15 protein-coding genes are annotated in these 15633 nt (G+C 46.2%); 7 read left to right on the forward strand and 8 right to left on the reverse strand.

Going from position 1 to position 15633, the window contains the following annotated elements:
* Positions 1-163 precede the first annotated feature (163 nt).
* From MKS89_RS08065 to arsC, 7 genes are all read left to right on the forward strand, one after another.
* On the forward strand, positions 164-496 hold the full coding sequence (locus MKS89_RS08065) for a metalloregulator ArsR/SmtB family transcription factor (protein ID WP_072957733.1): 333 nt from the start codon (positions 164-166) through the stop codon (positions 494-496).
* A gap of 16 nt (positions 497-512) precedes the next feature.
* On the forward strand, positions 513-983 hold the full coding sequence (locus MKS89_RS08070) for an arsenate reductase ArsC (protein WP_072957730.1): 471 nt from the start codon (positions 513-515) through the stop codon (positions 981-983).
* 2 nt (positions 984-985) lie between these two features.
* Entirely contained in the window at positions 986-1702 is a 717-nt protein-coding gene (arsH, locus tag MKS89_RS08075) for an arsenical resistance protein ArsH (RefSeq protein ID WP_072957728.1), read from the forward strand.
* 15 nt (positions 1703-1717) lie between these two features.
* Positions 1718-2737, forward strand: coding sequence for an ACR3 family arsenite efflux transporter (arsB, locus tag MKS89_RS08080; protein WP_072957725.1), 1020 nt, complete (start codon positions 1718-1720; stop codon positions 2735-2737).
* A 2-nt stretch (positions 2738-2739) separates the two neighbouring features.
* Entirely contained in the window at positions 2740-3732 is a 993-nt protein-coding gene (locus MKS89_RS08085; protein ID WP_072957722.1) for a permease, read from the forward strand.
* Between the two features lie 8 nt (positions 3733-3740).
* On the forward strand, positions 3741-3977 hold the full coding sequence (locus MKS89_RS08090) for a thioredoxin family protein (protein ID WP_072957720.1): 237 nt from the start codon (positions 3741-3743) through the stop codon (positions 3975-3977).
* Between the two features lie 116 nt (positions 3978-4093).
* Positions 4094-4522 carry an arsenate reductase (glutaredoxin) gene (arsC, locus tag MKS89_RS08095; RefSeq protein WP_072957718.1) on the forward strand — a complete coding sequence of 143 codons (429 nt, stop codon included), beginning with the start codon at positions 4094-4096 and terminating at the stop codon, positions 4520-4522.
* A 142-nt stretch (positions 4523-4664) separates the two neighbouring features.
* Here the strand turns inward: arsC and galK are convergent, their stop codons facing one another.
* The 8 genes from galK to MKS89_RS08135 form a co-directional block, all read right to left on the reverse strand.
* Positions 4665-5828, reverse strand: a complete 1164-nt coding sequence (gene galK, locus MKS89_RS08100) for a galactokinase (RefSeq protein WP_072957715.1) — start codon at positions 5826-5828, stop codon at positions 4665-4667.
* Between the two features lie 104 nt (positions 5829-5932).
* Entirely contained in the window at positions 5933-6997 is a 1065-nt protein-coding gene (locus tag MKS89_RS08105; RefSeq protein WP_072957712.1) for a UDP-glucose--hexose-1-phosphate uridylyltransferase, read from the reverse strand.
* 139 nt (positions 6998-7136) lie between these two features.
* Positions 7137-8156: a UDP-glucose 4-epimerase GalE gene (gene galE / locus MKS89_RS08110; RefSeq protein ID WP_072957709.1), complete on the reverse strand. Its 1020-nt coding sequence runs from the start codon at positions 8154-8156 to the stop codon at positions 7137-7139.
* A gap of 43 nt (positions 8157-8199) precedes the next feature.
* Complete coding sequence (locus MKS89_RS08115; RefSeq protein WP_159439560.1) at positions 8200-9801, reverse strand: methyl-accepting chemotaxis protein; 1602 nt, start codon at positions 9799-9801, stop codon at positions 8200-8202.
* Positions 9802-10074: 273 nt separating this feature from the next.
* Positions 10075-11307, reverse strand: a complete 1233-nt coding sequence (lamB, locus tag MKS89_RS08120) for a maltoporin LamB (protein WP_077316187.1) — start codon at positions 11305-11307, stop codon at positions 10075-10077.
* 147 nt (positions 11308-11454) lie between these two features.
* On the reverse strand, positions 11455-13521 hold the full coding sequence (locus MKS89_RS08125) for a beta-galactosidase (RefSeq protein ID WP_072957702.1): 2067 nt from the start codon (positions 13519-13521) through the stop codon (positions 11455-11457).
* Complete coding sequence (locus MKS89_RS08130) at positions 13521-14753, reverse strand: glycoside hydrolase family 53 protein (protein WP_072957699.1); 1233 nt, start codon at positions 14751-14753, stop codon at positions 13521-13523. Before MKS89_RS08130 ends, MKS89_RS08125 begins: the two co-directional genes overlap by 1 nt.
* A 16-nt stretch (positions 14754-14769) precedes the next feature.
* Positions 14770-15633 (reverse strand): sugar ABC transporter permease, encoded by an 864-nt coding sequence (locus tag MKS89_RS08135; protein ID WP_072957698.1) that lies wholly within the window; start codon positions 15631-15633, stop codon positions 14770-14772.

Consider the following 15633-nt stretch of genomic DNA (forward strand, 5'->3'; position numbering starts at 1 on the left):
AAATCCGGTGCCGGGCGTAGGAACTAAAATGCCCATAAGGTCAGCAAACGTTACGATACATCATTATGAAATAAGTTTTGTATTTAAAAATGACGATACAAGTTTGACATATGGAAAAACACATATATTATATATCACATATGTTTTTTAAGAGATATAACCAATGACACCACTACAGTTTTTTAAATGCTTGTCTGATGAAACCAGACTCAAGTCGATTCTGATTATTCATCAGCTCGAGGAAGTTTGCGTGTGTGATCTCATGGCAGCACTTGAGCTTGACCAACCCAAAGTCTCACGCCATTTAGCCGAGCTACGCAAATGTAATATTTTGCGAGATGAGCGCCGTGGCAAGTGGGTGTATTACCAACTCCATGAACAACTTCCTGACTGGGCGAAAACGGTCATCAGCCAAACGGCTGAAAGCAATCACAGCTATTTTGCTGAAGCCTTATCAAAACTAAAAGCGACCAAACAGCAAGATTTATGCTGTTAGCCCGAAAGGAATCACCATGAAAATTCTTTATATCTGCACCCACAACCGTTGTAGAAGTATCTTATCTGAAGCCATCACCAATCATGTGGCTGGAGAGCGAATTATTGCAAGAAGTGCGGGGAGCCAGCCTTCAGGGGTCGTGCATCCGCTTTCTGTTCAGTACCTGAGAGAAGCCAACATTGCTGTTGAAGGTCTGCAAAGTCAGTCATGGGATGACTTCGAAGATTTCAAACCCGATGTAGTTGTTACCGTGTGTGATTCTGCTGCCGGAGAAGCCTGCCCGGTGTGGTTTGGTAATTCAGTTAAAGTCCATTGGGGGCTGGCCGACCCTTCCAAAATAGAAGGGAGTGAAACTGAAAAAGCACTTGGGTTTCGCGCCTGTATTGCTGAAATCACAGCGCGGGTTAACCAATTACTCCCGATAGCAGAAAAAACGCTCGCCCCTGCCGAACTAAAAGCTGAACTGGCGAAATTAGGAGCACTGTAGCCATGATTCACGACATGACACTGCCGAATATTGATGCGTCACAGCTTGAAATTCCGGTATTTGATAAATGCCAGAGTACATCGGCTGACCATGCACCGCGCATCCTTTTACTTTACGGCTCTTTACGGAAGCGTTCATTCAGCCGCTTAGTGATTGAAGAATGCGCTCGGCTTCTGATGCGAATGGGTGCAGAAGTGAAAATCTTTGATCCCGAAGGCCTGCCACAAGCTGATACTGCAGATGAAAATCACCCCAAGGTGAAAGAACTCAGAGAATACATGATGTGGTCAGAAGGTCAGGTATGGTGTTCGCCAGAACGCCATGGCTCAATGAGCAGTATATTCAAAAGCCAGATTGACTGGGTGCCTCTGAGCATTGGTGCCGTGCGGCCGACGCAGGGTAAAACGTTAGCGGTGATGCAGGTATGTGGTGGCTCACAGTCATTCAATGTGGTGAATCAATTACGTATTCTTGGTCGCTGGATGCGCATGGTCACCATCCCAAACCAATCCAGTGTGGCGAAAGCTTTTCTTGAATTTGATGAAAACGACAGGATGAAGCCTTCCTCCTACTACAATCGTATTGTTGATGTGATGGAAGAACTCATGAAGTTCACGTTATTGCTCCGAAGCGATAAAGACTATTTGGTAGACAGGTATTCTGAACGTGTTGAGTCGGCTGAACAGTTAAGCCAGCGCGTCAACCAGCGTTCTATTTAAGTTAAGGGGAAAAAGATGGGCTTATTTGAACGCTATTTATCAGTATGGGTGGGGATTGCCATTGTGATTGGTATTCTCCTTGGTAGTGTTGTCCCTGATGCTTTCGCTGCCATCGCCGGTCTTGAATATGCGCACGTGAATTTGGTGATTGCCGTACTCATCTGGCTGATGATTTATCCAATGATGGTGCAGATTGACTTTTCCTCGTTGAAAGACGTGGGTAAAAAACCCAAAGGTCTCGCCCTCACACTCGTGATTAACTGGTTAATCAAGCCGTTTACAATGGCTTTCCTTGGCTGGTTATTCTTCAAGGGGCTGTTTGCTGACTGGGTTGATCCACAAACGGCAACCGAATATATCGCAGGAATGATACTACTCGGCGTTGCACCTTGTACCGCAATGGTGTTTGTCTGGAGTCAACTGACCAAAGGCGATGCGAACTACACGCTGGTGCAGGTTTCCATCAACGACATCGTCATGATCTTTGCCTTCGCACCGATTGCAGGGATGCTCTTAGGTGTCACTGATATTACCGTGCCGTGGGATACACTATTTTTGTCGGTCATCTTGTATGTGCTGATTCCCCTGATTGCAGGGGCAATAACACGGCAAAAGCTGGATAAGGCGGATGACCATTCCCGATTGAATCAGTTTTTAGCGACGATGAAACCCTGGTCAGTGATCGGTTTACTGGCAACCGTCGTTTTACTCTTTGGTTTTCAATCGGAAACAATACTGGCAAAACCGCAAGCGATCGTGCTGATTGCCATTCCTCTGCTGATTCAGACTTACGGAATTTTTGCGATTGCTTATTTTCTCGCCAAGCAATTGAAGTTACCTCATAACGTCGCAGCGCCCGCTTGCATGATTGGCACATCGAACTTCTTTGAACTGGCGGTTGCCGTCGCGATTTCGTTGTTTGGTCTGCATTCAGGCGCGGCACTGGCCACCGTGGTTGGGGTGTTGGTGGAAGTGCCCGTTATGCTATCGCTGGTATGGTTTACGAACCGTACTCGTCATTGGTTCGGAGCGTAAACATGTTTGAAGTGTTCACCCAATTCGCCGATTGGCTGACTTATTCTGTGTTCTCACTGTCACCTGAGTCTAAATTGGGTGACGCTGTACATTTTTTTATCGAAGATGTCAGTAAAATCTATGTTCTATTGGTTGTGATGATTTATGTCATCGCCTTACTGCGAGCATCTCTCAATGTTGAGCGTGTCAGAGATTATCTTGCAGGCAAACACAAAGGTGTAGGATACGTATTAGGTTCTGCTTTCGGCGCGATTACACCCTTTTGTTCCTGTTCTAGTATTCCCGTTTTTTTGGGCTTTACGTCAGCGGGGATTCCCGTTGGTATCACAATGGCCTTTCTGCTCACTTCGCCACTCATCAATGAAGTCGCAGTTTTACTACTGATGAGTCTGCTGGGATGGAAGTTCACGTTGGTATACGTTGCAATCGGGATGCTTGTCGGCATTTTGGGCGGCGTATTTCTGGATTTCATCAAGGCCGAACGATGGCTACAAGATTTTGCAGCAAAGGCCCTGAAGAATGCGCACAACAGCACCGTAGCCGCAACATCGGCAACACCACAAAAAATGACGTTTTCAGCAAGACATCAGTTTGCCAAAGATGAGGCCGTCGAAATTTTTGGCCGGGTGTGGAAATGGGTGATTATTGGTGTCGGTTTGGGGGCCGCCTTACACGGTTTCGTCCCTGACGGCTGGATAGCACAACACCTCGGCGACGGCCAATGGTGGTCAGTCCCTGCGGCAGTGCTCCTTGGCATTCCACTCTATTCTAATGCCACCGGCGTTATTCCGGTGATGGAGAGTTTAATCGTCAATGGACTACCTATCGGAACCACGTTGGCGTTTTGTATGAGTACCGTTGCGGCCAGTTTCCCCGAATTTATTTTATTGAAACAAGTGATGCAATGGCGATTATTAGTCACCGTCTTTTTGATGCTACTCGTGTCCTTTACTTTGGTCGGATGGCTATTTAACGCCTTATCCATTTATATATGAGGTGAACGATGAAAAATATTAAAGTGCTTGGCAGTGGCTGTGCAAAATGCACAAAAACAGCAGAACAGATTGAGAAAATTGCGGCTGAACTCGATGTAGAAGCCAATGTGACAAAAGAAACCGACCCACAGACGATAATGCAGTACGGCGTCATGAGCACGCCAGCCGTTGTCATTGATGAACAGCTTGTTCATTCGGGTTCGATCCCTCAACCAGCCCAGATAAAAACGTGGCTGAATAGTTAAGCAACTTAAATTTGAAGCCCTAGCTCATGTGAATATTGTATTTCGATCAGCACGGTCGTGATTGCCGAGTCGCTTTTGTGATGCCGGATATTCAATGAGAAGAATAAGGTAAAGTTATGATTGTGATACATCACAACCCTGAATGTGGTACATCAAGCAATGTTTTGCAGATCATTCAAGATGCGGGATATGCACCGGTCATCGTGGAATATTTACAAGATGGCTGGACGCGAAATCAGCTCATGGGGCTTTTTGCAGCAGCGAACATCACGCCTCGTGAAGCGCTGAGAACGACAAAATCTCCTGCCAAAGAACTGGGGTTACTCGATGAAAATGTGACAGATGAAACCCTCATCACTGCCATGCTTGAACATCCGGTACTCGTCAACCGACCCATTGTTTGCTCTCCGAAAGGAGTCAAATTATGTCGGCCAAGTGAGGCGGTACTGGATCTACTCGACAAGTGGCCGGCTGGCCCCTACTTCAAGGAAGATGGGGAGCAAATCTTGGATGAGCAGGGGTATTTGATATCCGCGCAGGAATAAGACGAAGAAAAACTCGGAATGCAACGGATGCCGTCACTATCTTTGGCTCACATCCTTTGCCCATTCTATTCATCGCGCCATATTGAGCCAGCGCTTTCACGCTGGCTTTCGTTCAAGTTTATCAAGATATTCACACCCAACGTCACAGCTCACTGGTAACAAGACCGGCGCCCGCTTCTGCTTTGCAGACGTAAATCGATTCTTTGAGGCCGGTTGCTTGTTCATATTTCGCTTCAACAGCCGCTTTGACGCTATCAACCAAGGTCGATGGGATCAACGCAACGACACAGCCACCAAAGCCGCCACCGGTCATCCGCACACCACCTTGTTCGCCAATCACTTCTTTGACGATTTCAACTAAGGTATCGATTTCTTTTACGGTGATCTCGAAATCATCACGCATCGATGCATGTGACTCCGCCATTAACTGACCCATGCGGTGCATGTCATGGGCGCGCAGCGCTTTTGCAGCTTCAAGCGTGCGCTCATTTTCAGTGATGACATGACGGGCGCGCTTAGCGACGACTTCATCAAGTTCTGCACGTCTTTGATACAACTGCTCGATATTCACATCACGCAAGGCTTTGACCCCAAAAAAACGTGCAGCTGTTTCACATTGCTGACGACGCGTGTTGTATTCACTGTCCACTAATCCGCGTTTTTTATTGGAGTTAATGATGAGTACGGCCATGTCTTCCGGCATCGATACGGCTTCGGTTGCCAGACTCCGGCAGTCCAATAGCATGGCGTGGTTTTTACGACCTTGCGCAGAAATCATTTGATCCATGATGCCGCAGTTACAGCCGACAAATTCGTTCTCCGCTTGCTGACCATTTAATGCAATTTCAGCCTGACTGATGTCGAGATCGAAAAGCGCTTTAAACGTCTGTCCGATCACCACTTCAAGCGCTGCTGACGAACTTAATCCCGCCCCTTGGGGAACATTGCCGCTGACAGCAATATCAACGCCACGAACCTGATAACCGCGAGCCAGCAAGCACTTTACAACGCCGCGAATATAGTTCGCCCACATTTTATCCGGCTGAAACGTGATTGCCTGAGTGAGATCGAATTCATCCACAGCATTGCCATAATCAACCGATACAACCCGCACCAGATTGTCATTCCGCTTTGCCGCGGCGACCACAGTTTGATAGTTAATCGCGCATGGCAGGACAAAACCGTCATTGTAGTCAGTGTGTTCACCAATCAAGTTCACCCGGCCGGGGGCTTGAATTATATGGCTTGGCGCATAGCCCAACACTTGTGCAAAATTCTTTTTCACATCTTGGATACAATCAGACATAAGGTCGCTCTCTTAAACATAAAAATTGGAATGGGATAGCACGCCTGACTTTTGTCTGTTCAGTCGCACTATCCTGTAAGGGGTTATCAGCCGCATTCGCGGACTTACTGCGCTTTGTAGTGCACATCGCTCAGGTCACGCAGACGCTGCGCCGCTTGTTCGGCGGTGAGATCTCGTTGTGCCTCTGCCAACATTTCGTAACCCACCATGAATTTACGCACCGACGCACTGCGGAGTAGTGGCGGGTAAAACACCGCGTGTAATTGCCAGTGTTCAATGCTTTCCCCTTCTGCATCCGCTTCGGTAAAGAACGGCGCATAGTGCCACCCCATGCTGTATGGAAAAGCGCATTGAAATAGGTTGTCGTAACGGCTGGTCAGTTTTTTGATTGCGACGGCGAGATCGTCACGTTGCTCATCACTCAGTTCACTCATGCGACGAATATGGGTTTTAGGCAGCAGCATGGTTTCAAATGGCCACGCCGCCCAATAAGGCACCAGCGCGAGCCAGTGTTCAGTTTCAACGACAGTGCGCGAGCCGTCTTGCAGTTCAGCTTGAACATAATCCACCAACAAGTTGCTGCCATGCGTTTGGTAATACGCTCTTTGGTGATGATCTTTACGCGCGATTTCGTTCGGTAAGAAGCTATTCGCCCAAATTTGACCATGCGGATGCGGTTGAGAGCAGCCCATGCTTTCGCCCTTATTCTCAAACGCCTGAACCCAGATGTAATCTTTGCCGAGCGCTTCGATTTGCTCGTTCCACGTATCAATCACACTGCGGATGCTGTCTACGGGAAGCTCCGGCAAGGTTTTGCTGTGATCAGGAGAGAAACAGATCACGCGGCTCAAACCGCGAACCCCTTGGGTTTTGAACAGTGGACTGTCTGACTCTGGCGCGTCCGGTGAATCTACCATCAGCGCAGCGAAATCATTATCGAACACGTATGTTCCTTGATAGTCCGGGTTCACATCGCCAGAAATACGCGTGTTTGTCGGGCAAAGGAAACACGTCTCATCGTAGCTTGGTAATTGATCCATTGCTGGTTGTTCATCTGCGCCACTCCAAGGCCGTTTGGCACGGTGGGGGGACACTAAAACCCATTGACCTGTCAGTGGGTTGTAACGGCGGTGTGGGTGATCCACAGGATTAAATTCAACGTTCGACATCTTATACTCAACTCTTAACATTTCTTCTCTCTGCATCCCTATAAAAACTGTATCCCTATAAAAACTGTGTCTCTATAAAAAATAGAGGGATGCAGCCAAAACAACTTAGAAAGTGCGGGTTACAACGCTGCAACTGCAATTACTCTGGGGAATAACCTTGTGGGTTCTTAGACTGCCAATGCCAAGTATCGGCCGTCATCTCTGCCACGCTACGTGTTGCTTTCCAACCCAGTTCACGTTCTGCTTTTTCTGTACTGGCCCAACATTCAGCAATATCCCCCGGACGACGAGGACACAACTCGTAACGCACCGGCTGACCGCACGCCACACTGAAGGCTTCCACCATTTCAAGCACGCTCGAACCTTGACCCGTCCCGAGGTTATAGATGTGTAACCCTGACTGTTCACCAACCGTTTTGAGCGCGGCAATATGGCCTTCGGCTAAATCCATGACGTGAATGTAGTCGCGCACGCCGGTGCCGTCTGGTGTCGGGTAATCGTGACCGAATACCGACAGATACTCTCGACGCCCTATCGCGACTTGAGCAATAAATGGCATCAAGTTATTGGGGATGCCTTGCGGATCTTCCCCCATTGTGCCAGAGGGGTGAGCACCGACCGGATTAAAGTAACGGAGCAACGTAATACTCCAGTCCCCTTCGGCAAAAAATAAGTCACTCAACCCCTGCTCCACCATGTATTTACTCCGCCCGTAAGGATTGGTGGTCGCACCGGTCGGCGATGCTTCAGTAATCGGCACCGTGTCAGGATCACCGTATACGGTGGCAGAAGAACTAAAGACCAGACTTTTCACACCGGCTTTACGCATACAACGCGCCAGAACAAATGAGCCGTTGACGTTGTTGTCATAATATTCCAGCGGTTTTGCAACGGACTCCCCCACCGCCTTGAGGCCGGCAAAGTGAATGACCGCCTGAATATTGTGGCTCGCAAATACTGAATCCAAGAAGGCTTCATCCCGGACGTCGCCTTGATAAAACAAAGGTTGTTGGCCCGTGAGAGCTTCAATTCTGCTTAAGACTTCTACTTTGGCGTTAGACAAATTATCGATAATGATTGGCTCGATACCCGATTCAATGAGCCGGACACACGTGTGACTACCGATATATCCCATTCCGCCTGTCACCAGAACTTTCATTGTTGATTCTCCTTTCCTCATTTCGGATGATTCCGTTGGGTCGTTAAACTTTGAAAATCGCTACGTCTTTCGTTAATGCAGAGGAAACCCGGCTAATATCACCATGAACACTCGCGATAGCATTGGCACTTCGAGTAATTTCATCGCTCAGCGAGTTGGACACTTCAACTTCTGAGTTCAGTTTCTTCATCATTGCGCACTGGGTATCTGACGCCTGAGAAATACCTGAGTTAATGGTATTGATTTCACCGACAGCCTGCTCAGCCAGTTGAATTTGTTCAATCACGGCTAAGGTGCTGTTACGGCTTAGCTCGCTACTTTTAAGAACCTGAGACATTTGTCCGACAATTTGATCTGACGAATTGGAAAACTGAATCAAAAACTGATCAATTTCTATGGTGCTGCTTCGTGTTTTCGACGCTAGTGCCCTTACTTCTTCTGCGACAACCGCAAACCCCTTGCCTGATTCACCGGCGCGTGCAGCCTCAATCGATGCATTTAACGCTAACAAATCCGTTTGATCGGCAATTTTCTGAATGGAACTCAAAATGCGACTGATCCCCTGCGAGACAGTCTCCATCACACCAATTGATGATGAGATTTGTGCTGTATTTTCGCCTAAGGTGATCACCGTGTTTTCAGCAATAACACCTTTTTCGACCGCTTCACCAACCTGATGACGCACTTGCTCTGCTAACGTCATTGCCAGATGTGTTTGTTGTTGGATATCCAGTGATGATTGTTGAATGTCATTGATAGCCCCCGACAGACTTTCACTTTGCTGGTTATAACTGGCGACCGTCGAAACATTGCGTCCAATTTGCACATCAAGCGCTTCTCTGGCTTCATTCAACGCTTGGTTCGAACCAGAGATGTTTTTAAATAAAGCCTGTAAATTATCGATAAAACCATTGACCGACTGAGAGATATCACCAATTTCATCTTGGCGATTCAGATTAATTCTTTGGGTTAAGTCAGCATCATGGCCGGATAGACTTTCCATGAGCTGCTTTAATTTTGATAACGGATTTAATTGCGTGTTCAGGATCATTAAACTGATCACCAGCATAATCAATGCACAAAGTGCCATATCCTTGGTAATATCCTGATTGATTTTATCGATGATTGTATTGATATAGCCATAATCAATATATGAACGTAAATGCCAGTTTGAACCGGCAACTGTGATCGTATCCGTTTGCTTTAACGCTAAATTGGATTTACTGGTTGAATAAATAGAATTATTCTGATCATCCAGCAATTCAAAATAAACACCCGGCACACTATACCTATCAATTAACTCACCAATTAAGCCCAGATTGATAGTAAAGAAGTCCACAACCCCATTTTTCTTTTTCGAAATAATGATCTTTGCCTGACCATTTTTTGCAAAAATTTGCGTTATTTTAATCCCGTCGGGGTGGTCATGGGCTAAGTTGATATAATATTGGGATTGCGCTTTATCTAAGCTGCCTTTGTCGCTTAACGCAGTTTTGTTAATCAGCTTGACAACTTGTTCATAACCGAGTTTTTGCTTGGTATCACGAATACCGATGATGCCGAAATCAAGGCTCTCTATCACCGAGATATCGCGTTCAATCGATTTTCTGATTTCACTACTAATTAAATTTACATTACTAGCCATACGACTGTCGTAAGTTTTATTAATATAGTCACCAATCACATATTTAACGCTAAAATATGCACTCATAATGGTGATAATTAATGACATCCCAAACAAGGTAATAATCTTATTTTTTAACGACAGCGGTTTCATATATCCGTCCAGATAAAAAGGCTCTTGAAATTTGTGCGGCTAAATATCACTCACCTCAAGAGCAAATGGCAGAGGCTCTCCAAATAGGCCAGCATACTTACCGCTGGCCTCACGATAGGATTAATTCACAATGCTAATCAATTACCACCAAGCCTCGATTTGTACACCGTAGTTGAAGGTGTTGTTACTGTTGTTGTTGTCAAAATGTTTTCCTTCATTATCTTTCAAATAAGTCACATAGAAGCGAATTTCGGGACGAGCGAAGAAAGATTCACCGGCAGAGATGGCATGGGCAAGCGTGAATTTTGTACCGCTAGAGTTCTCTTCAGAACCTAAGTGATTCGTTTTGTCTTGGTCAAAGTAACCGACTTCTAACATGGTTTTGTTGTATGGCGACCAGATATAGGTCGGACGCGCAACAAATGAGAACAACGTTTCCTTACCAAGCCCGTCATCATGATCTTTCACGTGACCGTAAGTAAGGACATGATCGATCACGACATTTTTGCTTAAGTTCACATCACCGGTACTGATGAAACGAAAGCCTTTTGCTTGACTCGTATCACCATGCCAGAAGTCATACCATCCGCCGCCTTGTGAGATAGCATTTTGTGCCAGTCCTTTGTCCATGTATTGCAAGACAAACTTGTTATAGCCCAATGAAAAATTCTGACTCAGTTCAGCAGTTAACATCAAACCGTTGTCGAAATTTTTCGCCGACTCTTTTTGTTCATCGGTTGGATTCACAATCGCGTAGTCAACACCGAACTCAGTCCACGCGCCTTCCCACGGGCTAAACCCTGCGTAGCGTAAATCTAAGTAGTAGGTATTCAGATCGCCCATATCCAAGTCCTTATCGGAACGGATGACCGCGGCTGACACTGCACCGGTATCTAACTTGATATTTTCAATACCGGCACCATAACCGGAAACATTCCAGTATTTGGTATCGATAATATGGATATCATGACGTTGATAAAAACGTTTCCCCGCCCAGATAACAGCATCCGGTAGCGATGGAATATAGCCCTTTGCCTGAATGTTTAACTGTTTAATTCCAAAATTGGCATTGTCATCGTTGCTATTTTCAGATTCAAGGTGTCCGTCTGATGACATCTCAACCATACTTTGAAAATACATTGACCTGCCGTCTTGATTAAATAATTCTTGCCCTAAACCAATTTCGGAATAGGTATCAAACTCATTCCCTAACCGGCCTAATGTCGATTTGTTAAACTCATCGCCACCTTTCGTACCACCTCCATCAGAATTCGCGCCGATACCAGCCCGAACATAACCACTAAAATCAACTGCGAAAGCTTGAGTGGCAGATAAAGCGCTTAAAATAGCGACTGTCAATATTGCTTTTTTCATTTGCATTTCCTTTTGTTTTATTTTTGAGTTATTGGATGGGTAAATATCGCCATGCCATTAATTCAGGCAATACTTACCCGTGAGATGAATCTCATCTCATTTTTAAATCGGGTGATTGATATCCGCCTAAATCATTAGGCGGAATCATTATTTATTATTTTCGATAACGATGACTTGATAAGGTTGAATCAATATATTCTCCTGAACTGCATCACCTGTATTGACATTAATCCATTCCCCGTGTGGCACATTCACAGTTTGCTGTTCATTCATAAAGTTCATCATAAATAAATAGCGCGACTGTTCATCTTCACGCGTTGTCACTGACACACCGTAAGGAATATTATCAATAGGCTTGCGAATATCATGTAAATGCGCAAGTGCGGTATAGAATAACTGGTTGAATTCTGTCTCGGTACGTGCCGCAATATAATAAGCACAACCTTTACCGAGTTGATTCTTCGTGATAGCCGGGCATCCCTCGAATAAGTCCTCGCGGTAATAAGCCAAAGCTTCTGCCGTTTCTAAATGAATATGCTCCATTAAGTGCTTGGCCTGAAACTCACCATTAAAACCAAGACCGGAATGCGCTTCCATCGCAAATAAAACGCGCTCATCGTCGTAGAGTGAGTCAATCTCTTCGGCCCAAATACCGAATGTGCGCCGCAGCGGGCTCCCTTCTCCACCGGGAAAACCGCCCAAGAAGCACAGATCATTGTGATCAACGATGCCACTCCAATATGTTGAGACTAAGGTACCGCCCTGTTCAACAAACGCTTCCAGACGTTCAGCGACCCCCGGTTTGATGAGGTACAGCATCGGCGCAACAATGACTTTGTAAGGTGTAAAGTCACAGAGCTGTTCAATGATGTCGCAACTGATCCCTTGCTGCCAAAAACCCCGGTAATGATCACACACCGTTTGTTCGTAGTTCAGGCCTTCATTGCGAGGGCCGGAAGCATCATCCATTGCCCAACGGTTTTCCCAATCAAAAATAATTGCGACTTCCGACTGCGTGCCCGTTCCCGCGACAGCATTGATCTGTTGCAGATACTCACCGACAGCGGTTACTTCCCGGCCGGTACGCGTATTGGCATGACCCACATGATCAATCACGGCACCATGAAACTTCTCAACGGAACCGCGGCTTTTTCGCCACTGAAAATACTGAACAGAATCAGAACCATGCGCCACTGCCTGTAATGAAGACAGCAAATGAACACCGTCTTTTTTGAGTTTAGTAATCGGCTGCCAGTTGGTTTGACTTGGGGTTGATTCCATCAGTAAAAACGGCTGGTTTTTCAGGGTGCGCATCAGATCATGGTACATCCCGATATAGCAAGCGAGTGCAACCTCATCGGGGTCACGGTGCCATAGCGGATAACTGTCCCAAGAAACAACATCAATTGACTTCGCCAGCGCCCAATAGTTGTAATCGTAAAAATACTCCATAAAGTTTGCCGTGGTCGGTAGATCAGGATTGATCGACTTCAGCGGTGCAATCTCATGCTCACAAAAGTTGGCGACCCGGTCGGTACAGAAGCGTTTCCAGTCCAGCTTCAGTGCGTGCACGGAATTCTCTCCAATCGGAGATGGCGACTCAATTTGTTCCCAACTGGTATAAGTATGGCTCCAGAAAGCGCTCCACCACAGTTTATTCAGATTGTGTAGCGAGCCGTACTTGTTTTTCAGCCATTCCCGAAACTCAGCCTGACAGTAATGACAGTGACAATCGCCACCATATTCATTGGAAACGTGCCAGCCGATCACCGCAGGATGGTGGCTATAACGCTCTGCCAATTTGGTATTGATGATCGCCACCTTCTCGCGATAATTTGGCGAACTGTAACAATGGTTATGCCGTTCTCCATGCAACTGCTTCACCCGTGCACTGTTGACCCGAAGCACATCAGGGTATCGCGCCGACAACCAAGCAGGACGAGCGCCACTTGGTGTCGCCAAAAGCACCGAAATGCCATTGTCTGCCAAGGTATCAAGGACGTTATCCAGCCATTCAAACTGAAACTCCCCTTCAACCGGTTCAAGTGCAGACCAACTGAATATACCGACAGACATTACGTTACATTGTGTCTGCTTCATCAGTTCAATGTCTTTGGCTAAAATATCCGGCCTGTCGAGCCACTGCTCGGGGTTGTAATCTGCCCCATGGAGCAAACCTTTTATCTTGGGAATAATATGTTTTTTATGATTCATTATTGACCTTTAAATACTTTCAATGACGGTAAGGCATTACCTTCAAAATCAAACAGCGCTTGGTTTTCCCATGAGTTCCCCATGTCCCCTTTGTCGCCACTATATTTCATGCCAGCTTTCGTTGACCAAGTTGCACCATCAATCGGTAGCCATGCCGGCTCCCAGTAATAGATCCCCAAACCTTGTTCATCAGGCAGTTCATTCAACAGCGTCATGATGTCAGCCAAGTATTGCGCCTGACCATTGACAGAAACGCTGTACCCTTCAATCGGACCTGAACCGGCGTAGCTGTTACTGAGTGAGTCCCCATTCTCAGTGGTAAAAGGAAAAGCCGTTTCCACCAATACGATAGGCTTGTGATAGCGACGGATCACATCATTCATATTGGCTTTGACTTTATCGATGGGGCCATGCCACCACGGGTAGTAGGACATACCAATCACATCAAAATCGACGTCGCGCTTGGTGATTTCATCAAACCACCAGCGGAACAGACCGTTGTCTCCCGCTTCCGCGAGATGCAACATGATTTTGATGTCTTTACCACTGTCGTTATCATGCACGGCTTGAATACCGGATTTCAGGAGACGTGACAGGCGGTCAAACTCCTTGCCATCTTGCCCCCAACTCTTTCCATCAGGCCACAGCATCCCGCTATTCAGCTCGTTACCGACCTGAACCATGTCTGGCACAACACCTTTCGCGTGGAGTGCTTTCATCACATATGCGGTGTAGTCGTAGACTTTCTCAGTCAGATGCTCAAATGTCAGTTGCTGCCATGCTTTTGGTTTTTGTTGCTTCTTCGGATCCGCCCAAAAATCGCTGTAATGAATATCAAGCAGGAATGACATGCCGTTTTCCTGAGCACGTTGACCAAGCTCGATGGCACGCGCTAACGTATTATTCCCGCCACCGAACACTTCACCGCTGGCAGACATCGGGTCAACCCATAAACGTGCGCGGATCGAATTCACCCCATTCTCTTTTAATATTTTGACCAGATCTTCTTGATGACCATTTTGGTAATATTTCCCGCCTAACTTTTCTATTTCAGGCAACATAGAAATATCCATACCACGGATAAAATCAGCTCTCAGGTGTGGCGTAGTGATCACCTTACCCTCCGAGTTGGTATTCATATCTGCACGATGATTTACTGATGAATTCACGGATTGACAGCCAGCCAAAGCCACTGCCGCACTGATGAGTGCAACCTTTAATTTTCTATTCATATCTTTCTCTCTCGTATTAGCCTTTCGTACTACCTGCTGTTAAGCCAGATACAAAGTATTTTTGTAGTGATAAATAAAGCAGCGCGACCGGTATCGAAATCAGCACAGCACCTGCGGCATATGTGGTATAACTTGCGCCCATTTTTTCCACGACCAAATTATATAAACCGATCGGCAAGGTATAATTTTCAGGCGTTCTTAAAATCGTGGTTGCGAGAATGAAATCACCTAATGGCCCGGTGAAAGAAAACAATGCGACGACGGCAATAATCGGTTTTGAAATGGGTAATATAATTTCCAGAAAAATACGAATATTACTGGCACCATCCATTTTGGCCGATTCATCCAGATCCTTCGGTATGGCGTCCAAGTAACCTTTCATTAAATACGTATTCATCGGGATCATACCGCCGACATAAACCAGCACTAATGCAAGATGGCTATTAATCAAACCCAACATCTGTGCCAAAACAAATATCGCAATCAAGGCCGAGAATTGTGGGATCATCTGCAACAGAAGAAACAACATCAGACCGTTTTTTCTGCCCTTAAAACGAAACCGTGAGAACGCATAGGACGTACATGACACACAGATCAGCGTGAGAGCCATGGTCAAAAAGCTGATTTTCAAACTATTCCAAAACCAAGTCAGGTAGGCGACTTTGTCATTCGCAAACAACGTTGCATAATGACTCAGCGTCGGGTTATCCGGAAAAATGGATTCTCCCATGATGCTGTTGCCCGGATAGAATGATGCGCCGACCGTCCACACCAATGGGTAAATAATGATCACGGATACCAGGAGGATCAGACCATAGCTCAATGTCAGTCGAATGCGATTACTACGTTTAATACTCATATTATTGCGTTTAATACTCAT

The organism is Vibrio gazogenes (assembly GCF_023920225.1).
Taxonomy (GTDB): domain Bacteria; phylum Pseudomonadota; class Gammaproteobacteria; order Enterobacterales; family Vibrionaceae; genus Vibrio; species Vibrio gazogenes.

What these genes read in the sequence shown, in the direction of transcription:
- lamB (WP_077316187.1), bottom strand. Translation starts at nt 11,307, where the DNA reads ATGAAAAAAGCAATATTGACAGTCGCTATTTTAAGCGCTTTATCTGCC.
- galE (WP_072957709.1), bottom strand. Translation starts at nt 8,156, where the DNA reads ATGAAAGTTCTGGTGACAGGCGGAATGGGATATATCGGTAGTCACACG.
- MKS89_RS08085 (WP_072957722.1), top strand. Translation starts at nt 2,740, where the DNA reads ATGTTTGAAGTGTTCACCCAATTCGCCGATTGGCTGACTTATTCTGTG.
- MKS89_RS08115 (WP_159439560.1), bottom strand. Translation starts at nt 9,801, where the DNA reads ATGGCTAGTAATGTAAATTTAATTAGTAGTGAAATCAGAAAATCGATT.
- MKS89_RS08105 (WP_072957712.1), bottom strand. Translation starts at nt 6,997, where the DNA reads ATGTCGAACGTTGAATTTAATCCTGTGGATCACCCACACCGCCGTTAC.
- arsB (WP_072957725.1), top strand. Translation starts at nt 1,718, where the DNA reads ATGGGCTTATTTGAACGCTATTTATCAGTATGGGTGGGGATTGCCATT.
- MKS89_RS08090 (WP_072957720.1), top strand. Translation starts at nt 3,741, where the DNA reads ATGAAAAATATTAAAGTGCTTGGCAGTGGCTGTGCAAAATGCACAAAA.
- MKS89_RS08065 (WP_072957733.1), top strand. Translation starts at nt 164, where the DNA reads ATGACACCACTACAGTTTTTTAAATGCTTGTCTGATGAAACCAGACTC.
- MKS89_RS08135 (WP_072957698.1), bottom strand. Translation starts at nt 15,633, where the DNA reads ATGAGTATTAAACGCAATAATATGAGTATTAAACGTAGTAATCGCATT.
- MKS89_RS08070 (WP_072957730.1), top strand. Translation starts at nt 513, where the DNA reads ATGAAAATTCTTTATATCTGCACCCACAACCGTTGTAGAAGTATCTTA.
- MKS89_RS08125 (WP_072957702.1), bottom strand. Translation starts at nt 13,521, where the DNA reads ATGAATCATAAAAAACATATTATTCCCAAGATAAAAGGTTTGCTCCAT.
- MKS89_RS08130 (WP_072957699.1), bottom strand. Translation starts at nt 14,753, where the DNA reads ATGAATAGAAAATTAAAGGTTGCACTCATCAGTGCGGCAGTGGCTTTG.
- arsC (WP_072957718.1), top strand. Translation starts at nt 4,094, where the DNA reads ATGATTGTGATACATCACAACCCTGAATGTGGTACATCAAGCAATGTT.
- galK (WP_072957715.1), bottom strand. Translation starts at nt 5,828, where the DNA reads ATGTCTGATTGTATCCAAGATGTGAAAAAGAATTTTGCACAAGTGTTG.
- arsH (WP_072957728.1), top strand. Translation starts at nt 986, where the DNA reads ATGATTCACGACATGACACTGCCGAATATTGATGCGTCACAGCTTGAA.